Source organism: Erwinia rhapontici (assembly GCF_012271765.1).
GTDB lineage: Bacteria > Pseudomonadota > Gammaproteobacteria > Enterobacterales > Enterobacteriaceae > Erwinia > Erwinia rhapontici.
Map to the genome: position 1 here is coordinate 140,213 of NZ_VRKO01000014.1, position 25,200 is coordinate 165,412.

Genomic DNA, 25,200 nt, shown 5'->3' on the forward strand with positions numbered 1-25,200 from the left:
ATGCTTTCTACTTCATACTTTCGAGCGTTAATTCATCTCCTTTTGCCTTCAGTTTACCAATCACAGCTGCCCCGTAATCATTTAGTAAACTAAATTCGCCACTAGTAATATTCGTAATTGCCGGTGAATTTTTGGAAAAAACAAACTCTGATGATGAAAATGGCGCGACCATTTCTGCATTCACTTTCACTTTTTGTGCGCCAGAAAAGAGCGTCATGGTGTCAAAAGAATAGTAATAAGGAGTAGGGTTGTTGACCTTCACCTTTTTTTCTTGTTTTACTACCGTCCACTTCAGGTCTTTCGCTCCCAGCTTACTCGTCGCTTTGTCCAAAGATTTAGGACGATAGAATATTTTTATTCTTGTTCTGAAAGCCAGTTCTAACCTGTCTTTCGCTGGACCTTTATAGACGGGGGGGATTTCCAGCATGTTTAACCAGAAAACAGATTCTCTGTCTGTTGGCAATACCATGTTGTTATAGATCAGTCGTAGGCTTTGTCCTTTACCTGGCTCTACGCGATACACCGGGGGAGTAATAATGAACGGTACCTTCATTGTGTTGACATCAGCATCAGAACGTCCATCATCAACCCAAACCTGAACTAAAGTAGGTTTATCTCCTTTATTCGTTGTTCTTACTGTGACTTCTTGTTCACCACCGGGGAAAATAACACGCGTCCCTGCGATGGTCATCGCTGCCATCGAGCTTGCTGACAATGTAATAGAAGTAACTGCCGCTATGAATGTTTTATAGATCATTGCATTATCATCTTAATATGAAAAGGAGAGCATAAAGCAGCAGAGGAGCCAGATAACTGTTGCATTTCGTATTATCTGACTCACTCAATTCCTAATCCGTGATTAATGAATAATCACGGATTAATTACCCGCCCAAGTATTCACGGGTTTTATGGGTAACTCAGGGTATACAGGGCTGTAGCGGTAACAAGACCTGGGGTTGTTGCAGCAGTCGCATAATAACCACCATAATAGCGCATTGTTGCTGTTCCTCCTTCCTGAACATCAAATGATGCACCCGTATCACCCAGTAACAGCTGATTCTGCTCTGCATCAGAGTTATACAGACGGATTTGAACACCTGTTGCCGGTTTATCTTCGCCTACAGTCACTGCCTTATTTTCCAGGTTGCCTGTTTTTGAATCCACGCCAGTGCTGCCAATGGCTTCAAAGTGTGCTGCAACCTTTGTTATTTCAGTAGGACAATCTTTAACCTTGATCTCAAAAACCTTACTACCTGCTGTGGCACCAGCAGTTGCGAGCGTTTTTATCGATAATGTTGGCAGGGGAACGATAATATCATCCATGCCATCTACAAGCTGACAGGTTTCAGTAATCAGTTTTCCGTTGAATGTCACTTTACCTTGGCCGACCCCTAGATCTTCAGCATAAGAGTAAGAAGCTGTGAGGCTAAGTGCCAGAACGGTTGCATAAATCTTCATCTTTTCCATGATATATAACCTCTATAATCCTAGTGATAATGTTTTTGTACTTAAACTATTGCGCTGCTTGCCCTTTTGACTTTTCCTTTTTGTAGAATCTCCTTTTCTGGGAATAGTATGGTTATTTCCTTATCCGCATTTATGCTTAAGTTGATATTTTTTCCATCAACACCATTTTCACTGCTGAGTATTTTACGTGCCATCTCTGGCATGATGTTTTGCTCAATAAAACGAATTAACATACGTGCACCTGTTTCTGCGACAGGACACTGTTCTACAACGAACTTCACCAACTGATGATCATACTGAAGCGACGCATGATGTTGTTCATGTAAACGTTTTCCGATTCTATCCAAATGAACTCTTACAATATGCTCAAGTGTAGAATGTTGTAATGGTAAGTAGGGAACAACACTGACACGCCCTAAAAATGCCGCTGGGAATGTTTTTAATAGTTCTGGTTGTAATAATTTTCTTAAGCCATTTATGTCTGGGGCCGTATCAATATCCGCATAGACACTGCTGATCACTTCACTACCCGCATTACTCGTTAACAGTAAAATAGTATTTTTGAAATTTATGTGGCGCCCCTCACCATCCTCCATCCAGCCTTTATCAAAGACCTGGAAAAACAGCTCATGAACATCTGGATGCGCTTTCTCAATTTCATCCAGCAATATGACGCTGTAGGGTTTCCGGCGTACGGCTTCCGTTAAGACACCACCTTCACCGTATCCAACATAACCTGGAGGCGATCCCTTTAGCGAAGAAACGGTGTGGGCTTCTTGATATTCACTCATATTGATAGTGATGAGATTCTGCTCACCGCCATACAGTTGCTCAGCCAGTGCCAGTGCAGTTTCTGTCTTTCCAACACCAGATGGTCCCACAAGCATAAACACACCAATAGGTTTTCCGGGATCGGCTAAACCTGATCGGGAGGCCTGAATACTCTGACTTACCAAATCTAAAGCATGAGGCTGGCCTGTCACTCTTTCCTCAAGACGTGATGGCAACTCCAGTACAGTCCGAATATCATCCTTCATCATCTGGCCGACGGGTATACCTGTCCAGTTAGCAACAATACTGGCTATGACTTCAGCGTTAACCTCAGCCTGGACCAGCGGATGTTCCTGTCGGCTCTTTTTGAGCTTTGTTTCCAGTGCGCCAAGTTTCTTCTGGGCAAGGCTGATCTCTTCTGATGATGATTCTTGCTGGATCAGTGTATTGAGCTCTTCTCGGGTTGCGACGATGTCAGCAACCAGTGTTCTTTCCTGCTCCCAACGTGAAGAAAGAACCTGTGCCTGCTCTTCGTATTGCGTAATATCTTGCTGTAACTCATCAATGCGCTGACGTTGCTCTTTACCGAACGCAAGTGCTTTCTCTGCGAGTGATAGCTCCGTTTGGGCTGTTTCTGCCTGGAAGTTTCTGAGCAGAAGCTCAGCTGGCGGTGCATATTGCATGACTGCAACACGTGCGCACGCCGTATCCAGCAAACTGATCGCTTTATCAGGCAACTGACGGGCGGGAATGTAACGATGAGAAAGTCGTACTGCGGCCTGTAGTGCTTCGTCCATTATCCAGACTTTATGGTGCTTTTCGAGCATAGGAACCAGACCACGTAACATTGACGTAGCGGTATCTTCATCAGGCTCCTCGACTTGCAATACCTGAAAACGTCGCGTTAACGCAGGGTCTTTCTCAATGTGACGTTTAAATTCACTCCAGGTGGTTGCACCAATCGTACGAAGCTGGCCACGGGCAAGAGCGGGCTTAAGCAAGTTGGCTGCATCGCCTGTTCCTGCATTGCCTCCTGCACCAATAAGCGTATGGACTTCATCAATAAAGAGAATAATGGGTTGGGGTGATCCAATGGCTTCATCTAGCACGGATTTCAGGCGTGCTTCAAACTCGCCTTTCATACTGGCACCCGCAGAGAGAGCAACGATATCCAGAGATAACAGTCGGACTTGAGAAAGCGAAGGTGGAACTTTACCAGCAACAATCGCCTGGGCTAATCCTTCCACTACTGCTGTCTTACCTACGCCGGCTTCACCGGTTAATAGCGGGTTATTTTGGCGTCTGCGCAGCAGTATATCGACCATGGTATTGATCTCATGGTCTCTACCCAGCACGGGATCAATTTTCCCCTCACGTGCTAATGCAGTAAGATCTGTAGAGTATTGCCTTAGAGACGCTGAGTTTTCATTTGTATTGATAGCATTGCTGGCTTGACCCGGCAGATCGCTATCATGTTGTACATCATCTTCTGACTCATTTGCTTCAGTAGATGAACGCGTAATGTAGTTAAAATCTTTAGTTAATACATCAAGTTGAACATTGTCGAATACTGGAGAGATCGCGGATAATACACGCCGCAATTCCATCGTCGTCAGCATCGCAATCAATAGGTGACCGCTTCTGATACGACTGGCGTAGCATTCCAGACTTGCATAAATCCATGCACGCTCAATGGCGAGCTCAATGTGATATGAAAAATCAGAAATAGTACTGGCACCTGTAGGTAATCTGATGATTGCTTCAGAAAGATTCCGCTCCAGGGTGGCAGCATCAAGTTCAAAATGCCTGAAAATACTTTTCAGATCACTGTCTTCTTGCTGCCATAACTGGTTGAGCCAATGGGTTATTTCGACATATGGATTGCCGCGAAGTTTACAATAAGTTGTCGCACTTTCAATGCTTTTAAACAACGAATTGTTAAGTTTTCCAAATAAGTTTTTTCTTGTGATAGCCACTAATTCATCCCTTAATCCTAATGAAGAAGAAGCTGATAAAATTAACTTCATCTGTTTCTCAATAGTACTAAATTTCAATATGGCAACTGAAGATAAACTTCTTGTCTGAATTTGATTTAGGAATATGAATCGGTCAATATTCCTAAAGTCATTTTTTGGACAATTTTTTGTAGTTTTGTTTTTCTTTTTTTATGTTATGTTCTTTCGTCTATATAGATGAAGTAGAACCTTGAAAATATAAAAAGTGTCGATTTTCATCATTAGTGGAAAATAGCTAGCGAAAAATCATTATTCGCTAATAAGAGTGGCTGATACAAATCTAGTGAGAAATGTCAGTGGATCATAAATTTCTTGATTATTATAATCAGGAACTTACGTTTATGAAAGAAATGTCACGTGAGTTTGCTGAGAAACATCCTAAAATTGCTGGCCGCCTGGGAATGCATGGCATAGATGTTGCTGATCCTTATGTTGAAAGACTTATTGAGGCATTTTGTTTTCTTTCCGCCCGTACTCAAATAAAACTGGATGCTGAATTCCCTAAATTTACTCAAAGGTTATTGGATGTTGTCTATCCAAATTATAACTCTCCTACTCCTTCAATCGGTGTTGTGCAATTACAGCCTAATCTGAAAGAAGGTGATTTGATGCAGGGGTATTTAGTTCCCCAAAATAGCACTTTTCATACCAGGATTTTACCGGGCGAGGCTACCCGTTGTGAGTTTCGCAACGGACAGGATCTCACACTTTGGCCGGTTGAAATTATTGACGCACGCCTGACCTCTATTCCTCCTGATCTCCCCAATCTGGAGCGATATCGCATATCTAATTCCCGACTCAAAGGTGCGTTACGCATCAAGCTAAAATTACAGGGTGATATCGTATTCTCACAGCTAGAAGGTCTCGACCAGTTACCTTTTTATATTGATGGTGATGAAAGGATCGTCTCACATATTTTTGAACTATTACATACCAGCCATGTGGCTATGGTTGTGCGCGCAGGTGATGCATCAGGTGAGACTAAGGTAGAAGATGTCGTTGTCAGTGAAAAACCACTTACCTTCGAGGGGCTAAAACCGGAACAAAGCGTTTTGCCGCTTTCATGGAACATGTTCCACGGCCATAACCTCATCCAGGAGTATTTCTCCTGTCGTCAGCGATTTTATTTTTTCACGTTAAATCATCTGGCAAATAGTCTGAAAAAAAATAACTCCAATGAGGCTGAACTCATTATTTTACTTGACCGATTGCCACAAGATTTAATCGGCCATATTGACGCATCCCGGTTTCTTCTGCACTGCACCCCGGTTATCAATCTTTTTCCTAAGTTAGTTGATAGAATCGAAGTTAACAGGGCACTGAATAGTTTCCATGTTGTTCCTGACCGGAGCAGGCCTTTAGACTATGAAGTTTTCTCAGTAAATCGACTATTGGGGCAGAAAGCTGAAAGCAGTGATGAGGTTGTTTTTAAACCCCTGTACCATACCCGACATTCTGATGATGGAAACTTTGGGCGCTATTTTTCTATTCGTAGAGAAGCCAGAGTCAAGGATAGAAATACCCGAAAATATGATACTCGGATCCCCTATGTGAGCACTGAAGTATTCGTTTCACTGGTCGATCAGAATGAGGCGCCTTTTAGCGATGATATCAGGTATCTGTCTATTGATGCGATGGTGACTAATCGGGATCTTCCTCGCCTTATCAAGGCAAGTGGTAGCTTCGATCTGACAATGCCAGGTTCAGTTCCTGTTCATGGTGCAACGTTTGTCTGCCAACCCAGTACTCCGCGTGCGGCATTTGCCTTGGGAGAAGCATCATGGCGGTTAATTCGTCAACTAAGTTTTAATTACCTTCCACTCTCGGATATGGACCATGGGTTAGGTGGGGAATCGCTGCGTAATATGCTTAGCCTCTTCCTCAATGGTGCGGATCAGGAGTCGATCGCTCAGGTTAACAGTCTTGTGGGATGCAAAAGTGAACCTGTCATTCGGCGTATTCCAGGAGATGGCCTGCTGGTTTACGGTCGGGGAGTTCGCTGTACCTTAACGGTAGATGAAGAGGGATTTTCGGGCATTAGTCCATACTTATTTGGCCTTATCATGGAAAACTATCTGGCTCGCCATGCTGCGATAAATATTTTTACTGAGACAGAATTACACTCAATGCAGAGAGGGCTTATTGCACGCTGGGGAGCGCGGCCTGGAAGGCGTGGAGCACTGTGAATATGAAAGACAATTCGCATATTCAACCAACAGCCTCCGAGCTAGACACGTGGTTCAAGCAGGATGAACCCTGGAATGCGGGCTACATTAGCTTAATGCGTGCAATAGCGGCAAAGACGACTGATATGCCACCGATTGGCAGGGCTAAACTTCCTGTGCAGGAGGCTTTCCGGGTCGGGCAGTGTGCTTATATGGCTTTTGCTCCGCGTGAAATATCGGCTATTTCAATGGAGAACGGCAAGGTTAACCTTGAGCTATTTGGTTTAGGAATATGGGGCCCTCAGGGGGCGATGCCGCTGCATTTTTCTGAGTTGGCCTATTCTCGATCAGAAGCTTACGATAATACGCTGATTGATTTTGTTAATATATTTCATCATCGCGCATTATCGTTGCTGTATCGTGCGTGGTTTTTATCGCAGGATACGGCCTCTCTTGACCGTAAATATGATGAGAGATTTTCATTTTATATCGGAAGCCTAATCGGTATTGATGCACAAGAACTTGAACATTCTCACTTACCGCCACACGCTCGATTAGCATCATCTTCTCACCTGATTCGTGAATCCCGTAACCCGGAAGGGATCATTGGCGCTTTACATTATTATTTTCAGGTACCTGTGCGAATGGAGGAGTTTGCAGAACAGTGGATACGTCTGGATAAGTGCGATCAAACTATTTTAGGCGATGATGCCTGTGCGATGCTGCTTGGCGACGGGGCTATTCTAGGCAATACCGTGAGAGATTGTCAGCACAAGTTCAAACTCATTTTAGGCCCTCTAACCCTTAAAGAATATATGCAGTTCAGTCCCTGGGGAGATGATCTTCCAGTCTTGCAGGAGTGGGTAAAAAACTTTGTTGGGTATGAGTATGCATGGGATATACAGCTGGTTTTGGCTGCAGAAGAGGTTCCTCATGCAACGCTAAATGGTACACATCAGCTTGGCTATGCGACCTGGCTCGAAAGACTGAATAACATCGAACCGGTTTCTGGCATGAGCTTTGAACCGGAAATTTATTGCCACAGCTAGATGGTCTGTGGTTTTTATCTCGTGTATGCCGGGGATGGGCATATATGCCAGAGGTTAATTAGGAGGGAGCCTGTGTCTGATACTATCATCACTGAACTAAGTCAATTTTATAGTGGATTTTTGCAGCCTGTTTCGGATGAATTTCCATGTGGCGATAGTCTTGAGTATGATTCAGCCTTTATTCTTCTCCTGTCTAAAATTCAACCGAAACAGGGTGCTGAATACGGTAATTTTGTTGAACAGGCAGAACCTGTAAATTGGTCAGAGGTTCAGCGCGAGTGTGCTGCCTTGATGCAGAAAAGCAAAGATGTACGTTTGTTTATTATTATGATCCGCTGTCGCTTAAGGCAAATCGGTTTACTGGCGGTAGAGGAAGGAATCACAGCCTTAAAAGCCCTCATCGAAATTTATCCTGAACAGTATTACCCCTTATTGCTTGATGAAGGTGACTTTGAGCCCGTCATGCGGGCCAATGCATTTTCAGAAATGGATGATGCTTCGGGGTTAATTACAGACTTAAGAAATCACAAATTGCCTAAAGCGGCGGGCCAGGTTATTTCCTTAAAGGATTTTGAGAAATCATTCGCCACTCCTCGTGAACCGGATGCGCTTCCCGAAGCGATGATCTCTGCAATGTTAGAGGAGTGGCATCAACAGGCTGATAAAGAGATTATCTCTTTGAACTGTGCGATGAAATCTTTGCTGGCAATCCGGCACTCCTTGAGGGACAGCCTCGGTGAAGAGGCTCCCGAGTTGCCGGTTATCACCCATCTCCTCACTCTTTTTCCACAATCGTCATCTGTTGTTGAAGCGGATTTATCTGAACCTGAAAGCGATGAAACCCATCTTGAATCAGTGCAGGACGATGCCAGCACCACACCACGTGAAGTGCAAAAAGGTGCATTGCAGTCTGCAAAGTGCTCTGTTTCAACAGCGAAAATTAACCATAAGATAGAAAATCGCCAGGATGCTTTAGCACAGTTAATTGAGATTAGATCGTGGTTTACGCGTATGGAGCCAAGTAGTCCAGTGATCTTATTACTGGAACTAACAGAAAGCATGGTTGGAAAACGTTTCACTGAGCTAATGAAAATCCTTCCATCAGAACTCATTAATAAAATTGACAGCGAGAACACATAAATGAAATTTTTTGGAGTGAAAATTTTAATGGCATGTTGTGCGTTAGTCAGTACCGCTTTGCAGGCTGAATGTACCCTCGACACAACCGGGGAATCAGATAGGGGCCCCCCCGTTACGTTTATTCTCCCTGCGCAGGTTTTGAGTATCAGTGCCGATAAGCCCGTCGATACCGCCATGCCATTCGCTACGATCACTTCCCCCCTGGCGGGACACGCTGTGACCTATATCAACTGTACGCCTGGCATCTCTTATGGAGGAATGCCTTACGGTCTTCCTACTCCGGATGGAAATAATATGTACTCTACCAATATTCCTGGTGTGAGTATGAAAATTCGGTGGGATAATGGCACTGTTAAAAAAGACATCCCTTATGCCGGTAATCTCCCTATGCAGTTAAGTCGCATAGTCTATTTTGCTAATTCTTATTTCGTAGTTGAGTTTTTTAAAACGGCAGAAGTGATTCGTTTGATGCCTAATAAAGAAAATGTTGTCTTTGATGGCGGTGATTCCGCCTATAATTATGTTGGTGTCAATGCAATGTCGAATTATGCACAAAAACTTAATATAGGAAAAATTACACTCAATAGTACACCGGCCTGTACTTTTGAGAGCACAAAAAACATCGATTTTAATACTGTCACACCAGCCCTGGCGGATTCAGGGGTTGAACGTCCCCTCGACTTTGAAATGAACTGCAGGACTGACTATGGAAGCTATTCTGTCTTTGCTTCAATCATTGCGGACGCCCGTACCCCTGATGGTAAATATATTACTGTCACCGATGCCGGAGGATATACGGATCGTCTGAGAATTCAAATAAGAGATAATGAAGGAGCCAGTATTGCCGTGGATGGTTCAAGTTTGAGAAAAGTAACAAGCAACGATAAAGTCCCTGCGCAGTTTAAATGGACGGCGACATTAGCGTCACCTGGCAAGACAAGTAAAAGACCCACCGGTGGTAAATTTGATGCCAGAGCTGAGATTGTATTACAAGTAAATTAACACATATTTAATATTTAAGATGAGGGTATAAAATGGATAATGTACCTTGTGTTTTTGTTAGCATCGCGAGCTATCGCGATTCAGAACTTATTCCTACTTTAATGGATATGATTTCTCAGTCTGTCAGCCCACAGTCCCTACATATCAGTATTTGCTGGCAGTGTGATGAAGACATCTCTATTTTTCTCGATAAAGGAATGCAGCTTACCCAGCAGCGACTTCATCATGGCTTTCAACTCTATCTCTTCAGCTATCGAGGCGCGGTGATCCATGTGATAAGCGTTCATTATTACCAGAGCCAGGGTGCCTGTTGGGCCAGACATATTGCAGAAACACTTTATAATAAGGAAGAATACTTCCTGCAGATTGACTCCCACTGTCGTTTTATATCCGGCTGGGATAGCCAAATGGTTGAGGTATTGAATGATTTAACTGTTTTGAGTCCTAAACCCATTCTCACATGTTATCCACCGTCCTATCAACCGGATAATTTAGAGGATAGAAAAAACGATCTGACTCGATTAATGTTCAGAGGGTTTTCTCAGGAAAAAATTTTACAGCTGAGCCCTTATGTGATGACTGACGATGTTACGTACCCGGTCAGAGGAAGTTATCTTGCTGGAGGATTTATTTTTTCATTAGGGAGCTTCGTTACAGAAGTTCCTAATGATCCTCAGATATTTTTTGAGGGTGAAGAAATAGCCATGGCAGTCAGGGCATTTACTCATGGCTATGACATTTTTCATCCTCAAAAAGTATTGCTATGGCATTTTTACGGCAGAAAAGACCATGTGAAAATCTGGACAGATCATGGCAATGAGGCAAAAACTAAAGGCAGCATTGATCAAGCTTGGTGGGAAAGAGACGCTATATCTAAAAACAGAGTAAAAACCTTACTCGGCCATAAGACCACTGAGCAGTGTGATCATGGCATTTACTGTCTTGGTAAGCAACGTAGCCTGAGTGATTTCGAGAGAACGGCAGGAGTGGATTTTTCTCGCTGTCTGGTTCATCCGGATGTCATTGGAGATGAGCATAAAGCTTATTTCGCCAACGGGGAATTGATCGAAGGGCTTTGGCGTTCATTGCTTGTCGGTGTCAAAAAAAGAACGGTTAACTTTGACTCATCCAGAATAACCACGTTAGGAAGAGATGCTCTTTACTGGTATGTCGGTGTCTATACGGAAGATAACACGCTGCTCGAACAGCATACTCTCTATAACGCTGAAATAAATGAGAGAATTTCTAATTCGGAAGATGGCAGTTTTTCACTATCGCTTGATTTTACTTCGGAAGAAAGTTTAAACCCTCATTCTGTTCGTATTAGTCCATTCATCGACAGAGCAGGGTGGGGTGAAGTCATCGAGGAAAAATGGTAGCGGCTTTTTTTTTTTAACAAAAAAAATCACAGCTTTATTAAGTTGTAATATTTTCTATTTAACAAGCGAGTTATCAAATGATTACTTATGAAGTATTAGAGGGCGATTTCCTCACTGATATCCCTGTTGTCGATGTTACTGTTAATGTAATGCGTTTTCGCGATCCTGAAGATTACGAATATAATATCATTATTAACCGGGTTATGATGGCAGAAGGCCAAACGGTGGTGACTTTTTGCGAGAAGCAGATGAAAACAATGCAAAATACCCTTCCTGGCTTTAAGAGTGAAGGAAAACAACTCGAACATAAAATTGGGCCTGCAAAACTCCCCGTCGTTCAGGTCGCTCATCGTTATCTTGAAAATGGCAATTTTGTCCGTCAAGTCCAGTCTTATACGCAACTGCCTAAGCATCCAGACTACAATCCTGGAAATAATATGTTGATGATTTTTACTCTTGTCGCCGATCAGGATTTCACTGATTTTCAGCGTAAGCATTATGTTCAAATTATGAATTCATTTACACCTAAAACTAAACCACTAGGAAATAAATAATGTTTACCAAATGTTTTACTTCCATTTGAATCCTTGATTTTTCTTTACTGAGGAGGTCCGTGATAAAATCGACCTCCTCTTAATGATTCATTCGAATATTCAATGTTGTACGTTATATACATAACGTTTTTCTTTCATTTCGTCGACAGGTTACAATAAATTTTGCATAATTATAAAAGTCAGTTTTTTTATTGAATTTCATCTTCCTTGATGCGTTTCTAAAATGAACGTTAATCGTTCTCTCAGAACGATTTATCTGTCTTGATATATTCCTTATGTTATTCCCCCTGCCTAGTAATAGCATTATTTTAGTTTCGGTTAGAGACAGTTGCTCATGTTTTTTTAATCCTGTTATTCTGTAAAAATCATCATTTATGAAGTCATTGCTATCCATGCTTGCGATGAAAATTATTTTTTCAATTATCCTTTTTATATCAGTTATTTTTTTATTTTTACAAGCAAAAGGAATGTGCAAAGTTGATTTTTCTTTGCTGATGTGTGGTTCATCCAATTTTTTTGTGTTTTTGAATAAATTTATACTTATAGATGAATCTCTGAGTGTAATATTAGTTATCTCGCTCTTCTCTGTGCTATCATCATCAGTAATAAATCCAAAGTCGCTTAATGCACTTTCTAGTGCTGATTGTTGAAGCAACGACTCCAATCCTTTTTTATAGAAAAAATTTTCACTTTCAATTAAAATTTTCATAATATCTGACTGTCCATGTCATGAGTTGGTTATTTTCTTTATCATATCCTTAAAGACAGAATACATTTTGTCATTCTATGTTAATTCCGTTTATTTGGAGTTTTCTTCTGTTTTTATTGTGTTGGCGATGTTTTTTATGGAAGCATACAATTTCCCTTTCTGAACTGTCTCTATTGAATCATGCTATTTCTTATCGGTCCTCGAGGGGTAATCACCAGTAGACAGGTTGCTTTTTTTTTCTGCTGCAGTCTATAAAGAGGATTAACCACAGTCGGCGTGTGACCGTTCAGTGTCAATAATCAGTCTTCAGGAGCGTGTTGTGAAGCAAGGGGATATCGGTCGTTTAATGTTACTCGCGGCGATTTGGGGAGCCAGTTTTTTATTTATGCGCGTAGCCACTCCCTATTTTGGTTCGCTGAATACCGCGTTTTTACGCGTGGTGTTTGGCTGTGTTGGCCTGATAGCGCTGTTGCTGGTACTACGGACCCATATCGCCTTTCATGGTAAAGCGTTGCCGGCGATGTTACTGGGGGTGATCAACTCGGCTGTGCCTTTTGTGATGTATTGCCTGGCGGCAAAATGGCTGCCTGCGGGCTATTCGGCGATCCTTAATGCCACTACACCGCTGATGGGTGTGCTTATTGGGGGTCTTTGTTTCAGTGAAACCTTTACGCTGAGAAAAATCGTTGGGGTGGTACTGGGCCTGGTGGGAATTGTACTGCTGACCACTACCGGCAGCCTGGCCCTGACACAGGAGGTGCTGCTGGGTATTGCCGCGTGTCTGGTGGCGACGGCTTGTTACGCCAGCGCCGGGTTTCTGACTAAAAAGTGGATTGGCGATCGCGGTGGTCTGGATGCCCGGCTGGTCGCGCTGGGCAGCCAGATTGGCGCCAGTATCTTTCTTCTTCCGGTGTTTATCGGTTCACTGATCATCCAGCCTGTCGTGCAGTGGAACCATCCAGGCGTATGGCTTTGTGTGCTGGCGCTGGGGCTGATCTGTACTGCCTGGGCTTATATTTTGTTCTTTCGTCTGATTGCCGATATTGGCCCGCTAAGAACGCTGACGGTGACTTTCCTCATCCCGCCGTTTGGCATTCTGTGGGGTTATCTGTTCCTTGGAGAAACCCTCTCAAAAGGATTTATCGCCGGAGGATTGGTGATCATCGTCGCGGTATGGCTGGTCGCGGGGGGTATCAAGCCAAAACCAAAGATTAAAGAGGTGGTGATAAAACCCTGACGGAGCATGACTTCAAAGATGAACAGCTACGTTATTTAGTCATTATCAGCGCGACAGGGCAATGCCCTGTCGCCACCATATCGATTCCCCTGTTTTCACGCCCATTTTTATACTTTCTTTACACCCCAGCCCTGCATTTTTACATCAACTTTGCACGCCACTCGCAACAATAGCGTTACTGAAAAACGCCTTTGGAGGTGTGTTGTGAGCGTCGCTGTCACTACTGGCATTGTGCTGGTCTGTTTGCTGCTGGGCTACCTGGTGTATGCCCTAATCCATGCGGAGGAATTCTAATGGCCGCACCTGCTTTTTTACTGATTGCCAGTTACATGGTGTTGCTGATGCTGTTGGCCCGTCCGCTTGGGAAAGGGCTGGCACGTCTGGTGGATGACCGTCCGCTCCCCGGATTGGCTGGTGCGGAACGCATCCTGTGGCGTCTTAGTGGTGTGGCCTCGGAAGGCATGAGCTGGCAGCGTTACCTTTGGGCGATCCTGCTGTTCAACGCCTGCGGCTTACTGCTGCTGTTTGTCATGCTGGCGAACCAGGCCAGTCTGCCGTTGAACCCTCAGCAGCTACCGGACCTCAGCTGGCATCTGGCGCTCAACACCGCCGTTAGCTTTGTCACCAACACTAACTGGCAGGCGTATGCCGGGGAAAGCACCCTGAGCTATTTCAGCCAGATGGTCGGGCTGACTGTTCAGAACTTCCTCTCGGCTGCCACCGGGATCGCCGTGGCCTTCGCGCTGATGCGCGGATTTGCTCGGCGAGCATTGGGGGAGCTGGGTAATGCCTGGCGCGATATTACCCGCATTACGCTGTATGTCCTGCTGCCGCTGTCGCTATTGATGGCATTGTTCCTCGTCAGCCAGGGTGTGTTGCAAAATGTCGACAGCTATCTGAGCCTGACCACGCTGGAAGGTGTGAAGCAGACGCTGCCGATGGGGCCTGTCGCTTCGCAGGAAGCGATCAAAATGATTGGCACCAACGGCGGTGGTTTCTTCAACGCCAACTCTGCTCATCCGTTTGAAAACCCGACGGTATACAGCAATTTTGTCCAGATGCTGGCGATCTTCCTGATCCCGGCAGGGTTGTGCTTTGCCTTCGGTGAGGTGGTGCGCGATACCCGTCAGGGACATGTGCTGCTGTGGACGATGTCACTGATGTTTATCCTGGCGGTGGCGGTGGTGATGTGGGCCGAGCTCAATGGGAATCCACACTTCCTCACGCTCGGTGCTGACAGCGCTATCAATATGGAAGGCAAGGAGACGCGCTTTGGCATCCTCAATTCCAGCCTGTTTGCGGTGATTACCACTGCAGCCTCCTGTGGTGCCGTCAACGCCATGCACGATTCGTTTACCGCACTTGGCGGCATGGTGCCGATGTGGCTGATGCAAATCGGGGAAGTGGTCTTCGGCGGCGTGGGTGCCGGGCTGTACGGCATGCTGCTGTTTGTGATGCTGGCGGTCTTTATCGCCGGGCTGATGATCGGTCGTTCCCCGGAATATCTCGGCAAGAAAATCGACGTATGGGAAATGAAAATGACCGCACTGGCGATCCTGGTGACACCGAGCCTGGTGCTGCTGGGCACGGCGCTGGCAATGATGACTGAGGCCGGGCGCAGCGGCATGCTGAATCCCGGCATACATGGCTTCTCGGAAGTGCTGTATGCCGTCTCCTCGGCGGCCAATAACAACGGTAGCGCCTTTGCCGGGCTGAGTGCGAACACGCCGTTCTGGAACCTGCTGTTGGCGTTCTGCATGCTGGTGGGCCGCTTTGGCATCATTATTCCTGTACTGGCGATTGCCGGTTCTCTGGCGCTGAAAAAGGTCCAGCCTGCTGGCCAGGGCACGCTGCCTACTCACGGGGCGCTGTTTATTGCCCTGCTGGCAGGCACCGTGCTGCTGGTCGGTGCGCTGACCTTTATCCCGGCACTGGCCTTAGGGCCGGTGGCGGAACATCTGCAAATGATCGGTCGTTAACGGGCGGAGAAGAGACATGAGTCGTAATCAACAGGCGCTGTTTGATGGGGCGCTGATGCGTGTCGCGCTGCTCGATGCGTTGAAAAAACTGGACCCGCGCATTCAGGTACGCAACCCGGTGATGTTTGTGGTGTGGTTGGGCAGCGTGCTGACCACGCTGCTGGCCATTGCAATGGCGGCCGGGAAAACCCCGGGTGAAACGGGCTTCACTGCCGCCATCGCCGTCTGGCTGTGGTTTACCGTGCTGTTTGCCAATATGGCGGAAGCGCTGGCAGAAGGGCGCAGTAAAGCACAGGCTAATAGCCTGAAGGGCATCGCCAAAACCAGTTTTGCCAAAAAGCTGGCCGCGCCGGAGTACACTGCCCGTCAGCAGTCTGTGTCCGCAGAATCCCTGCGCAAAGGCGACTGGGTACTGGTGGAAGCGGGCGATATGATCCCCTGCGACGGCGAAGTCTTGGTGGGTGGCGCATCGGTGGATGAAAGCGCCATCACCGGCGAATCGGCGCCCGTCATCCGCGAATCTGGCGGTGACTTCTCATCCGTCACCGGCGGTACACGGATTCTCTCCGACTGGCTGGTGGTGCAGTGCAGCGTCAACCCGGGGGAAACCTTCCTCGACCGGATGATCGCGATGGTGGAAGGGGCGAAACGGCGTAAAACGCCGAATGAGATCGCCCTGACTATTCTGCTGGTGGCGCTGACCATCGTGTTTGTGCTGGCCACCGCCACGCTCTGGCCGTTTACCGCCTGGGCAGGGACGCCAGTGAGCCTGACGGTGCTGGTGGCGCTGCTGGTATGTCTGATCCCCACCACAATCGGCGGTTTGCTGTCGGCGATTGGCGTGGCGGGCATGAGCCGTATGCTGGGGGCCAACGTGATCGCCACCAGCGGCCGTGCGGTAGAAGCGGCGGGGGATGTTGATGTATTGCTGCTGGATAAAACTGGCACCATTACGCTGGGTAATCGCCAGGCAACGCAATTCCTGCCAGCCGCGGGTATCAGTGAACAGCAGCTGGCCGATGCCGCACAGCTGGCCTCACTGGCCGATGAAACCCCGGAAGGGCGCAGTATTGTGGTGCTGGCGAAGCAGAAATTTAATCTGCGCGAACGCGACCTGAAAAGCCTGGATGCCACTTTTATTCCATTCTCGGCGCAGACGCGCATGAGCGGGGTCAACGTGCAGCAGCGCACGGTGCGTAAAGGTGCGGTTGATGCGGTGCGCCGCTATATCGACAGCAACGGCGGCCAGTTCCCGCCAGAGGTTAACGGCATGGTGGAACAGGTGGCGCGTGCGGGCGGCACACCGCTGGTCGTCTGTGATGGTGTAACGGTACTGGGCGTGGTGGAGCTGAAGGACATTGTGAAGGGCGGCATTAAAGAGCGCTTCGCCGAGTTGCGAAAAATGGGCATTAAAACAGTGATGATCACCGGGGATAACCCGCTGACCGCCGCCGCGATCGCCGCCGAGGCTGGCGTGGATGATTTCCTGTCAGAAGCGACCCCCGAAGCCAAGCTGGCACTCATCCGTCAGTATCAGGCCGAAGGACGGCTGGTGGCGATGACCGGAGATGGCACCAACGATGCCCCGGCACTGGCGCAGGCTGATGTGGCGGTGGCCATGAACTCCGGTACCCAGGCGGCAAAAGAGGCGGGTAACATGGTCGATCTCGACTCCAACCCGACCAAACTGCTGGAAGTGGTGCATATCGGCAAACAGATGCTGATGACGCGCGGTTCCCTGACCACATTCAGTATCGCTAACGATGTGGCAAAGTATTTTGCCATTATCCCGGCCGCGTTTGCTGCCACGCTGCCGCAGCTCAATATGCTGAACGTGATGCAGTTGCACTCACCCAACTCCGCCATTCTGTCAGCGGTGATCTTCAACGCGCTGGTGATTGTGTTCCTGATCCCGCTGGCGTTGAAAGGGGTGAGCTATCGCCCGCTGAGTGCTGCCGCGCTACTGCGTCGTAATCTGTGGTTGTATGGTGTCGGCGGCCTGCTGGTGCCATTCGCTGGGATTAAACTGATTGATATGTTACTGACCCTTCTGGGCATGGCATAAGGAAAATATGATGAGCCAATTACGTCCTGCTCTGTTTTTACTGATATTACTGACGCTGGTCACCGGGCTGCTCTATCCTCTGTTAACCACCGGGCTGGCGCAGTGGTGGTTCCCGCAGCAGGCCAATGGTTCGCTGTTACGCCAGGAGGGTACCGTGCGCGGTTCGGCCCTGATCGGCCAGAATTTTACGCGTGCTGATTATTTCCAGGGGCGGCCATCGGCCACGGGTGATGCGGCGTATAATCCGCTGGCCTCTTCTGGCAGCAATCTGGCGGGCAGCAACCCTGCGCTGGACAAGGCGATTGTTGAACGCGTGGCGGCACTGCGTGCGGCGAACCCGCAGGCCAGCCATCAGGTGCCGGTGGATCTGGTCACTGCCAGCGGCAGCGGGCTGGACCCGCAGATTTCACCTGCGGCAGCGCACTGGCAGGCAGCACGCGTAGCGCAGGCACGCCAGCTTCCACTGGAAACGGTTGAACGGCTCATTGCCGATAATACGATGACGCCGCGCCCGGCGTTTATCGGGGAGCCGGGTGTGAATGTGCTGGCGCTGAACCTGGCACTGGATGCATTACAGCGTTAAACCCTGACGGGTCGGGTATGCCCACCACTACGGTGGTAAGGGCTCGCTCACCTGCGAAACTCGCGTAGGGGCGAGGCATGTCTCGCCCGTTGTTTTCCCTGTTTAAGGAATCGGATGAACGACGAACTCCAGCGCCCTGATCCGGATGCGCTGCTACGCCTGGCGGCAGAAAGCCATCGCGGTAAGCTGAAAATTTACTTTGGTGCCTGTGCTGGTGTGGGAAAAACGTGGGCGATGCTCCAGGAGGCCCGCCGTCTGCGTGCACAGGGGCTGGAGGTGCTGGTAGGCGTGGTGGAAACCCACAACCGCCCGGAAACGGCTGCGTTGCTGGCCGGGCTGACCCTGCTGCCGCGACGGGCCACCGGGCAGCATCGCCACCCCGAATTTGACCTTGATGCAGCGCTGGCCAGCCATCCGGCAGTGATTCTGATGGACGAACTGGCGCACAGTAACGCCCGTGGCTCACGCCACCCGAAACGCTGGCAGGACATTGAAGAGCTACTGGATGCCGGTATTGACGTGATCACCACGGTCAACGTTCAGCATCTGGAAAGCCTGAACGATGTGGTTGGCGGCGTGACCGGCATCCGCGTGCGCGAAACCGTGCCTGACCCGTTTTTCGATGCTGCTGACGATGTGGTGCTGGTGGACCTGCCGCCGGATGACCTGCGTCAGCGGTTGAAAGAGGGAAAAGTTTATATCGGTGAGGGCGCAGAACGCGCCATCGAAAACTTCTTCCGTAAAGGTAACTTGATCGCTCTGCGCGAGCTGGCGCTGCGGCGCACCGCCGATCGCGTCGATGACCAGATGCGTGCCTGGCGTGATACTCAGGGACGGGAAAAAGTCTGGCACACGCGTGATGCCATTCTGTTGTGCATTGGTGATAACAGTGGCAGTGAAAAGCTGGTGCGCAGTGCTGCCCGGTTAGCGGCCCGGCTCGACAGTGTCTGGCATGCTGTTTATGTCGAAACCCCACGTCTGCATCGCCTCTCTGAAGCGCGGCGGCGCGGCATTCTGCGGACGCTGCAACTGGCGCAAGAGCTCGGTGCGGAAACCGCCACGCTTTCAGACCCGAGCGAAGCCAGTGCGGTGCTGCGTTACGCTCGCGAGCACAACCTTGGCAAAATTATTATCGGCCGCCGTCCGACCCGCCGCTGGTGGCGCGAACGTTTTGCCGACCGTCTGGGCGAACTGGGGCCGGATCTCGATATTCTGATCGTCGCGCTGGATGACCCGCCGCCAGATGCCGTCAGTCCACTGGCTCCACGCGCAGGCGGAGGCGGCAATGAAGGAAAATGGCATGCACAACTGCGGGGTTGCGCCGCCGCGTTGTTACTCTGTGCGCTGGTGACCGTTGCCGGGCGCTGGCTGCTACCGGCGGTCGATTCGGTTAACCTGGTGATGGTTTACCTGCTGGCCGTGGTGATTGTCGCGCTGCGTTACGGGCGCTGGCCGTCGGTGGTGGCGACACTGCTGAACATTGTCGCCTTTGATTTAGTGTTTGTGGCACCCACTGGCACGATGGCGGTGTCGGACGTGCAGTACCTGGTCACCTTCGGCGTGATGCTGGCGGTCGGCGTGATCGTCGGTAATCTGACCGCCGGGGTGCGCTATCAGGCACGGGTGGCGCGCTATCGTGAACAGCGGGCGCACCATTTGTATGAAATGGCCAAAGCCCTTAGCCGGGCGCTCAGTCAGCGTGATATTGCCGCCACGCTCCAGCGCAGCGTAGAGAGCACCTTGCAGGCCCGCAGTGAGCTTTATCTGCCTGATGAACAGGGCGAGCTGGTCGCGGTGGGGGAAGCCCATCTCAGTGCCGTACCGGACCGGGCAATTGCCCGCTGGAGCTTTGATAAAGGCCAGCCCGCCGGGGCCGGAACCGATACGCTGCCCGGTGTTCCCTGGCAGATGCTGCCGCTGAAAAGCGGCAGTGAAACACTGGGCCTGTTGATCCTTGAACCTCTCAACCTGCGTCAGCTGATGATCCCCGAACAGCAGCGATTGGTCGAAACGTTCACCGTGCTGATCGCCAACGCCTTAGAACGTATGAATCTTAGCCAGCGTGAGGCGGTGTCCAGGCTGGCGGCCGAGCGCGAACAGCTGCGTAATGCGCTGTTATCTGCGCTCTCCCATGACCTGCGCACCCCGCTGACGGTGCTGTTTGGTCAGGCTGAAATTCTGACGCTCGACCTGGCTTCAGAGCACTCACCATATGCTCCGCAGGCCAGTGCCATGCGAGAGCAGACGTTGAACACCATCCGGCTGGTGAATAATCTGCTGGATATGGCGCGGTTGCAGTCCGGCGGCTTTCATCTGAAACGTGAGTGGATGGCACTGGATGAATTGGTCGGCAGCACGTTGCGCCAGCTCTCCGTACTGCTGGCCGGACGCAATATCGCGCTCGATCTGCCGCCGATGCTGCTGATGGATGTCGATGGTCCACTGATGGAGCGTGTGTTAAGCAATCTGCTGGAAAATGCACTGAAATATGCAGGTCCTGCGGCGAACATCGGCATACGTGCCACACAGTCGTCAGCGCAGCGGCTGATGCTCGAAGTGTGGGATGACGGCCCGGGCATTGCTGGTGGGCAGGAGCAGTTGATTTTCGAGAAGTTCTCCCGGGGCAACAAAGAGTCGGCCGTGCCGGGTGTCGGGCTGGGGCTGGCGATTTGTCAGGCGATAGTCACTTTGCATGATGGCACCATCCATGCGGAGAACCGGCCGCAGGGCGGTGCTCGTTTTATCATTACGCTGCCGCTTACTCCGCCGCCGGTGATTGAGGATTATGCGGAATAGATCGAGCCGGCATGCCCGGCCCCTACGGGGATCACGGCAGGGCGAGGCATATCTCGCCCGTTTCACCCCAGACGTGCAGCAATAAACGCCACTGCCTTTTGTGCACCCTGAGCCGAAATGGTGTGCCCGATGCCCGGCTCAAACTGGCTGCTGACCTGCACACCCAGAGCGCGCAGACGCTGCTCTGCCGATTCGCTTTCCTGTACCGGGATCACCCCATCGGCCATGCCGTGCACCAGCAGTACCGGCGTATTCAGCGCCGGAGTGAACGGCTGTGGTGATGACAGTCGACCTGAGAATGCCACCATCCCGGCTACCGGCCAGCGGCCTGACACCAGCGTATCGAGCGCCATAATCGAGCCCTGCGAGAAGCCGACCAGCACCACCTTATCCAGATGCTCGCTCATCTGATGCCGATCGAGGATCGCCTGGAGAGTCTGGTCAAAGGCGGCACGCGCTTCTGCCACACGTGCAGGGCGGTTTTCCGGCGTAATACCCGCCAGGCTAAACCACTGCCAGCCTGCACCCTGTTCAAAGTGGTACGGTGCATTGGGGCTGGCAAAGCTTACGCCTGGCAGGGAGGGCGCCCAGTGGTCTCCCAGGCCTGCCAGATCATCGCCGCTGCTGCCAACGCCGTGCAGTAAAATAACTAATCCTTTCGACATTGTTCGCCTCGTAAATCAGATTAAAAACCGTAGCCGCTCATGTCTGGCCCGGCGGGCACAATCCCGTTAGGGTTCAGTGCCTTAATAGAGTAATAACCCTGCTTAATATGGTCGATGCTGACCGTTTCACGCACGCCGGGGATCGCCAGCAGACGTTGCAGGTAAGCATTCAGCGCCGGGAAGTCCCGTAACTGGCGCAGGTTGCACTTAAACAGACCGTGATAGGCAACTTCAAAGCGAATCAGCGTCACGAACAGGCGAATATCGGCTTCGGTCAGAACAGCATCAAACAGATAAGGACCACTGTTGCTCAGACGCGTTTCCAGCTCAGCCAGCATGCCGAACACATCATTAAAGGCTTCACGGTAGCTGATGGCGGTGGTGGCAAACCCGGCGCGATAAACACCGTTGTTCAGTCGGGGATAGATCTCCGCGTTCAGCGCGTCAATCTCTGCACGCAGGGATTCAGGGTACAGATCGACAGACTGTGTTGCCAGCGCACCAAAGCCACTGTTGAACATGCGTACGATATCCGCCGATTCATTACTGACGATGGTGCCGGTTTTTTTGTCCCACAACACCGGCACCGTTGCCCGCCCGGTGAAACTGTCGTCGGCGCGGGTATACAGCTGATGCAGATATTCCGCGTGGTTCAGAGTATCGCGGTCGGCACCCGGGAAGTCGCCAAAGTGCCAGCCTTCATCGGTCAGCTGTGGCTCAACGACGGAGACGCTGATGACCTCCTCCAGCCCTTTCAGCTTACGGGCGATTAATGTGCGTGACGCCCACGGGCAGATCAGCGCCACATACAAATGGTAGCGATCTGGCTCTGCGAGGAAGCCACTGCTGCCATCCGCCGTCACCCAATGACGGAAGCTTGAGGTCTGCCGGACAAAGCCGCCTTTTTCATCGGTGGCCTGTACCGGGTGCCACTCTGCCGTCCATTTACCGTTTACCAGCATCAGTCGTTCCTCAGTTCAGGCGTGAAGCAGGCAGGGAGGCTTTCAGCGCGTATTTTCCGTCACCGATCAACGCCAGTACCAGCAGGCTGATTGTCCAGAATACCGGGTATTCCCAGCCGCCGTTCGGGTTGGTGAACCAGAAACCCGCCGCACCGTGCACTGTAGCAATCGCACCCAGCAGTACCGGGATCAGCAGCAGCGCGGCAATGCGTGGGCGGTAGCCAACAATCAGTGCCACAGCGCCCAGTACTTCCCAGGCGATGGTGACGTAAGCCAGCCCACCGGGCAGGCCCAGTGACTCAAAGAATTTCGCGGTGCCAGCCGGGGTGAAAACAAAAAACTTCAGGCCAGCGTGCGCCAGGAACAGGATGCCAAGCGAAAGACGCAGGATCAGCGCGGCCCAGGGGGCGGTACGGGTATCAGTCATGATGAGATGCCTTATAACGTGTGAGTGTCAGGGTTGATAAAACACACTCTACACTCATTCCTCCGCACTGATTATCCTGCCATTCGCGCAATGATTACTTCCATATTGGAAGTAATCACCAGCCCTGATCCCACTCTGGCTTCCCGGCATAATGGCTGACAAGGAAATCGATCAGCGCCCGTACCTTATGGGCCAGATGGCGTGCCGGGGGATAAACGGCGTACAGGCCGAGCGGAGGAATTTCACTCTCAATCAGCAGAGGCCGGATGGTTCCAGTTCGTAAGGCGGCACCGGCAATAAAGGTCGGCAGTCGGGCAATACCCAAGCCGCTCAGCGCCGCGGTCAGGCAGGCCTCGGCATTGGAAAAACGCAGACGGCCACTGACGGGCACAGTTTCGCCTTCATTGCCGAACGGCCAGTTATAAGGATCGCGGAAGTTGGTGTCGATAATGCAGTTATGATCGGCTAATTGCTGAGTATGCGTTGGCATACCGTGCCGCCGCAAATAGTCATCGCTGGCGGCGATCACCACGCGCATATCGCTGAGGCGGCGGGCAATCAGGCTGCTGTCGCTCAGTTTTCCGATGCGGATGGCAACGTCAAATCCCTCATCGACGATGTTCACGATACGGTCTGAGAAGCTGACATCCAGTTCAATTTCCGGAAACTCGCGGGCAAAGGCGATCAGCGCCGGGGCAAGTTGGCTGGCACCAAACGTGATGGGCGCGCTGAGTTTGATGCGTCCTGAGGGTTTCCCTGCAGCGTGGCGCACCGAGGCATCCAGCGCATCCCATTCATCCAGCAGATGTTTGACCTGAGAAAAATAGGCCTGCCCGACTTCGGTGGGGGACAGCGCACGCGTGCTGCGTTTCAGCAGTTGCACGCCCAGCTCTTTTTCCAGTTTTGATACCAGTTTAGAGGCCTGGCCACTGCTGGTACCCAGCCGGGCCGCCGCTGCGGCAAAGCTGCCCAGCTCGAGCACCGCCACAAACATTCGATCGCAATCCAGACGTTCCACGGTTTTCCCTTGTGTGCAGAAAAACGGGCCGGACCTGCCCGGCCCCTACGTGATCCCATCGTAGGTGCAAGGTATGCCTCGCCCTGATGACACCATTAAACCAGCCGCGCACCGCTTTGTGCATCAAACAGATGGATTTTTTCGGGATTGATATCCAGAGCAAGGGATTGCTGCGGTTCCAGCGTCACGCGCCCGGCGAGCTGAATATGCAGGGGAAAACCCTGCCATTCGGCGTGCAGCAGGCTGGATTCGCCCGTGACTTCCAGCACCTTCAATAATGCGGAGGGATGGGTGGAGTGGCGTGCCTGGACAAAATCATGGGCGCGAATCCCGACGATCACCGGCTGGCTGCCCTGACGCCGGGCGCTGTCGTGCCAGCGAGCAGGCAGAGGAAACCACAGTCCGTTACAGTTGACGCCGGGAATGCCATCCTGCGTCTTTACTTCACCCGCCAGCAGATTCATCGGCGGCGATCCAATAAAGCGTGCGACAAAGGTATTCACCGGATGGTCGTAAATCTCCAGCGGCTTGCCCTGCTGCACAATCACCCCATCGCGCATCACCACAATGCGGTCCGCCAGCGTCATGGCCTCCACCTGATCATGGGTGACGTAGACCATAGTGGTTTTAAAGCGCTGGTGCAGCGATTTAATCTCCGCACGCAGCTCCATACGCAGCTGGGCATCAAGGTTTGATAGCGGCTCATCAAACAGGAAGACCTGCGGATTACGTATCATCGCCCGGCCCATCGCCACGCGCTGACGCTGGCCGCCAGAGAGGGCACGCGGGTAGCGATTCAGCAGTTTATCAATACCGAGGATGCTGGCGATCCGTGTAATGCGGCTCTGTTGTTCGTCCCGTTTGACCCGTTTAACCTGCATATGGAACGCCAGGTTTTCAGCCACCGTCAGATGCGGATACAGGGCGTAGCTCTGAAACACCATGGCGATATCGCGATCCGCGGGATCAAGATCATTTATTCGCAGATCGTCCAGCAGGATCGCCCCGTCAGAGATCGTATCCAGCCCGGCCAGCAGACGCAGCAGGGTGGATTTTCCACAGCCGGAAGGACCGACCAGCACGGTAAAACTGCCGTCCTCGATCGTCAGATCGAGCGGGTGCAACACCGTTTGCGTACCGTAACGTTTCGTGACTTTGACCAGTTCAACCCGTGCCATACTGTTTTCCCGTGGTGACGGGCGAGGCATGCCTCGCCC

Annotated in this window: 21 protein-coding genes; 12 read left to right on the plus strand and 9 right to left on the minus strand. The window is 50.5% G+C overall.

The window, feature by feature from the left end; translation table 11 throughout:
- Window positions 1-7: 7 nt before the first annotated feature.
- The 3 genes from FVB43_RS14295 to tssH form a co-directional block, all read right to left on the minus strand.
- Complete coding sequence (locus tag FVB43_RS14295; protein WP_167864212.1) at window positions 8-757, minus strand: fimbria/pilus periplasmic chaperone; 750 nt, start codon at window positions 755-757, stop codon at window positions 8-10.
- 149 nt (window positions 758-906) lie between these two features.
- Entirely contained in the window at window positions 907-1,467 is a 561-nt protein-coding gene (locus FVB43_RS14300) for a fimbrial protein (protein WP_133844499.1), read from the minus strand.
- A gap of 41 nt (window positions 1,468-1,508) precedes the next feature.
- Window positions 1,509-4,214, minus strand: a complete 2,706-nt coding sequence (gene tssH / locus FVB43_RS14305) for a type VI secretion system ATPase TssH (protein ID WP_167864279.1) — start codon at window positions 4,212-4,214, stop codon at window positions 1,509-1,511.
- A gap of 335 nt (window positions 4,215-4,549) precedes the next feature.
- Between tssH and tssF the strand changes: the two genes are divergently transcribed.
- The 6 genes from tssF (at window position 4,550) to FVB43_RS14335 (ending at window position 11,542) form a co-directional block, all read left to right on the plus strand.
- On the plus strand, window positions 4,550-6,439 hold the full coding sequence (gene tssF / locus FVB43_RS14310) for a type VI secretion system baseplate subunit TssF (protein ID WP_167864213.1): 1,890 nt from the start codon (window positions 4,550-4,552) through the stop codon (window positions 6,437-6,439).
- A gap of 2 nt (window positions 6,440-6,441) precedes the next feature.
- Window positions 6,442-7,467 (plus strand): type VI secretion system baseplate subunit TssG, encoded by a 1,026-nt coding sequence (tssG, locus tag FVB43_RS14315; protein WP_133844495.1) that lies wholly within the window; start codon window positions 6,442-6,444, stop codon window positions 7,465-7,467.
- Window positions 7,468-7,539: 72 nt separating this feature from the next.
- A complete protein-coding gene (locus FVB43_RS14320) occupies window positions 7,540-8,607 on the plus strand; it encodes a type VI secretion system protein TssA (protein WP_133844492.1) in 1,068 nt (355 codons plus the stop codon).
- Window positions 8,608-9,609 (plus strand): fimbrial protein, encoded by a 1,002-nt coding sequence (locus FVB43_RS14325; protein ID WP_159337700.1) that lies wholly within the window; start codon window positions 8,608-8,610, stop codon window positions 9,607-9,609.
- A 32-nt stretch (window positions 9,610-9,641) separates the two neighbouring features.
- The gene (locus FVB43_RS14330; protein WP_167864214.1) at window positions 9,642-10,988 is read left to right on the plus strand and encodes a GlcNAc-transferase family protein; all 1,347 of its coding nucleotides are present in this window, start codon (window positions 9,642-9,644) and stop codon (window positions 10,986-10,988) included.
- Between the two features lie 77 nt (window positions 10,989-11,065).
- Window positions 11,066-11,542 carry a DcrB-related protein gene (locus tag FVB43_RS14335; RefSeq protein WP_159337704.1) on the plus strand — a complete coding sequence of 159 codons (477 nt, stop codon included), beginning with the start codon at window positions 11,066-11,068 and terminating at the stop codon, window positions 11,540-11,542.
- Between the two features lie 112 nt (window positions 11,543-11,654).
- Here the strand turns inward: FVB43_RS14335 and FVB43_RS14340 are convergent, their stop codons facing one another.
- On the minus strand, window positions 11,655-12,251 hold the full coding sequence (locus tag FVB43_RS14340) for a LuxR C-terminal-related transcriptional regulator (protein ID WP_159337706.1): 597 nt from the start codon (window positions 12,249-12,251) through the stop codon (window positions 11,655-11,657).
- Between the two features lie 319 nt (window positions 12,252-12,570).
- Here FVB43_RS14340 and FVB43_RS14345 point away from each other — a divergent pair, with 319 nt between their 5' ends.
- The 6 genes from FVB43_RS14345 to kdpD all read left to right on the plus strand — a co-directional run bounded on the left by FVB43_RS14345 (window position 12,571) and on the right by kdpD (window position 20,911).
- Window positions 12,571-13,488 carry a DMT family transporter gene (locus tag FVB43_RS14345; protein ID WP_133844482.1) on the plus strand — a complete coding sequence of 306 codons (918 nt, stop codon included), beginning with the start codon at window positions 12,571-12,573 and terminating at the stop codon, window positions 13,486-13,488.
- A gap of 204 nt (window positions 13,489-13,692) precedes the next feature.
- Window positions 13,693-13,782 carry a K(+)-transporting ATPase subunit F gene (gene kdpF / locus FVB43_RS24905; RefSeq protein WP_133844480.1) on the plus strand — a complete coding sequence of 30 codons (90 nt, stop codon included), beginning with the start codon at window positions 13,693-13,695 and terminating at the stop codon, window positions 13,780-13,782.
- Window positions 13,782-15,467, plus strand: a complete 1,686-nt coding sequence (gene kdpA, locus FVB43_RS14355; protein WP_159337708.1) for a potassium-transporting ATPase subunit KdpA — start codon at window positions 13,782-13,784, stop codon at window positions 15,465-15,467. Before kdpF ends, kdpA begins: the two co-directional genes overlap by 1 nt.
- 16 nt (window positions 15,468-15,483) lie before the next feature.
- Window positions 15,484-17,532, plus strand: a complete 2,049-nt coding sequence (gene kdpB / locus FVB43_RS14360) for a potassium-transporting ATPase subunit KdpB (RefSeq protein ID WP_167864215.1) — start codon at window positions 15,484-15,486, stop codon at window positions 17,530-17,532.
- 10 nt (window positions 17,533-17,542) lie between these two features.
- On the plus strand, window positions 17,543-18,115 hold the full coding sequence (gene kdpC, locus FVB43_RS14365; protein WP_133844473.1) for a potassium-transporting ATPase subunit KdpC: 573 nt from the start codon (window positions 17,543-17,545) through the stop codon (window positions 18,113-18,115).
- Window positions 18,116-18,229: 114 nt separating this feature from the next.
- A complete protein-coding gene (gene kdpD / locus FVB43_RS14370; protein WP_133844470.1) occupies window positions 18,230-20,911 on the plus strand; it encodes a two-component system sensor histidine kinase KdpD in 2,682 nt (893 codons plus the stop codon).
- A 62-nt stretch (window positions 20,912-20,973) separates the two neighbouring features.
- On the opposite strand, the gene FVB43_RS14375 is transcribed toward kdpD, so the two are convergent.
- From FVB43_RS14375 to FVB43_RS14395, 5 genes are all read right to left on the minus strand, one after another.
- The gene (locus tag FVB43_RS14375; RefSeq protein WP_133844468.1) at window positions 20,974-21,576 is read right to left on the minus strand and encodes an alpha/beta hydrolase; all 603 of its coding nucleotides are present in this window, start codon (window positions 21,574-21,576) and stop codon (window positions 20,974-20,976) included.
- A gap of 20 nt (window positions 21,577-21,596) precedes the next feature.
- A complete protein-coding gene (locus tag FVB43_RS14380) occupies window positions 21,597-22,538 on the minus strand; it encodes a glutathione S-transferase family protein (protein WP_167864216.1) in 942 nt (313 codons plus the stop codon).
- A 10-nt stretch (window positions 22,539-22,548) separates the two neighbouring features.
- On the minus strand, window positions 22,549-22,965 hold the full coding sequence (locus FVB43_RS14385; RefSeq protein WP_133844464.1) for a DoxX family protein: 417 nt from the start codon (window positions 22,963-22,965) through the stop codon (window positions 22,549-22,551).
- A gap of 115 nt (window positions 22,966-23,080) precedes the next feature.
- Window positions 23,081-23,983: a LysR family transcriptional regulator gene (locus FVB43_RS14390; RefSeq protein ID WP_133844462.1), complete on the minus strand. Its 903-nt coding sequence runs from the start codon at window positions 23,981-23,983 to the stop codon at window positions 23,081-23,083.
- A 95-nt stretch (window positions 23,984-24,078) separates the two neighbouring features.
- Window positions 24,079-25,161, minus strand: coding sequence for an ABC transporter ATP-binding protein (locus FVB43_RS14395; protein ID WP_133844460.1), 1,083 nt, complete (start codon window positions 25,159-25,161; stop codon window positions 24,079-24,081).
- Window positions 25,162-25,200 lie beyond the last annotated feature (39 nt).

What these genes read in the sequence shown, in the direction of transcription:
- FVB43_RS14295 (WP_167864212.1), bottom strand. Translation starts at nt 757, where the DNA reads ATGATCTATAAAACATTCATAGCGGCAGTTACTTCTATTACATTGTCA.
- kdpD (WP_133844470.1), top strand. Translation starts at nt 18,230, where the DNA reads ATGAACGACGAACTCCAGCGCCCTGATCCGGATGCGCTGCTACGCCTG.
- tssG (WP_133844495.1), top strand. Translation starts at nt 6,442, where the DNA reads ATGAAAGACAATTCGCATATTCAACCAACAGCCTCCGAGCTAGACACG.
- kdpC (WP_133844473.1), top strand. Translation starts at nt 17,543, where the DNA reads ATGAGCCAATTACGTCCTGCTCTGTTTTTACTGATATTACTGACGCTG.
- FVB43_RS14325 (WP_159337700.1), top strand. Translation starts at nt 8,608, where the DNA reads ATGAAATTTTTTGGAGTGAAAATTTTAATGGCATGTTGTGCGTTAGTC.
- kdpA (WP_159337708.1), top strand. Translation starts at nt 13,782, where the DNA reads ATGGCCGCACCTGCTTTTTTACTGATTGCCAGTTACATGGTGTTGCTG.
- FVB43_RS14335 (WP_159337704.1), top strand. Translation starts at nt 11,066, where the DNA reads ATGATTACTTATGAAGTATTAGAGGGCGATTTCCTCACTGATATCCCT.
- FVB43_RS14385 (WP_133844464.1), bottom strand. Translation starts at nt 22,965, where the DNA reads ATGACTGATACCCGTACCGCCCCCTGGGCCGCGCTGATCCTGCGTCTT.
- FVB43_RS14300 (WP_133844499.1), bottom strand. Translation starts at nt 1,467, where the DNA reads ATGGAAAAGATGAAGATTTATGCAACCGTTCTGGCACTTAGCCTCACA.
- FVB43_RS14330 (WP_167864214.1), top strand. Translation starts at nt 9,642, where the DNA reads ATGGATAATGTACCTTGTGTTTTTGTTAGCATCGCGAGCTATCGCGAT.
- kdpB (WP_167864215.1), top strand. Translation starts at nt 15,484, where the DNA reads ATGAGTCGTAATCAACAGGCGCTGTTTGATGGGGCGCTGATGCGTGTC.
- FVB43_RS14380 (WP_167864216.1), bottom strand. Translation starts at nt 22,538, where the DNA reads ATGCTGGTAAACGGTAAATGGACGGCAGAGTGGCACCCGGTACAGGCC.
- FVB43_RS14395 (WP_133844460.1), bottom strand. Translation starts at nt 25,161, where the DNA reads ATGGCACGGGTTGAACTGGTCAAAGTCACGAAACGTTACGGTACGCAA.
- FVB43_RS14340 (WP_159337706.1), bottom strand. Translation starts at nt 12,251, where the DNA reads ATGAAAATTTTAATTGAAAGTGAAAATTTTTTCTATAAAAAAGGATTG.
- FVB43_RS14375 (WP_133844468.1), bottom strand. Translation starts at nt 21,576, where the DNA reads ATGTCGAAAGGATTAGTTATTTTACTGCACGGCGTTGGCAGCAGCGGC.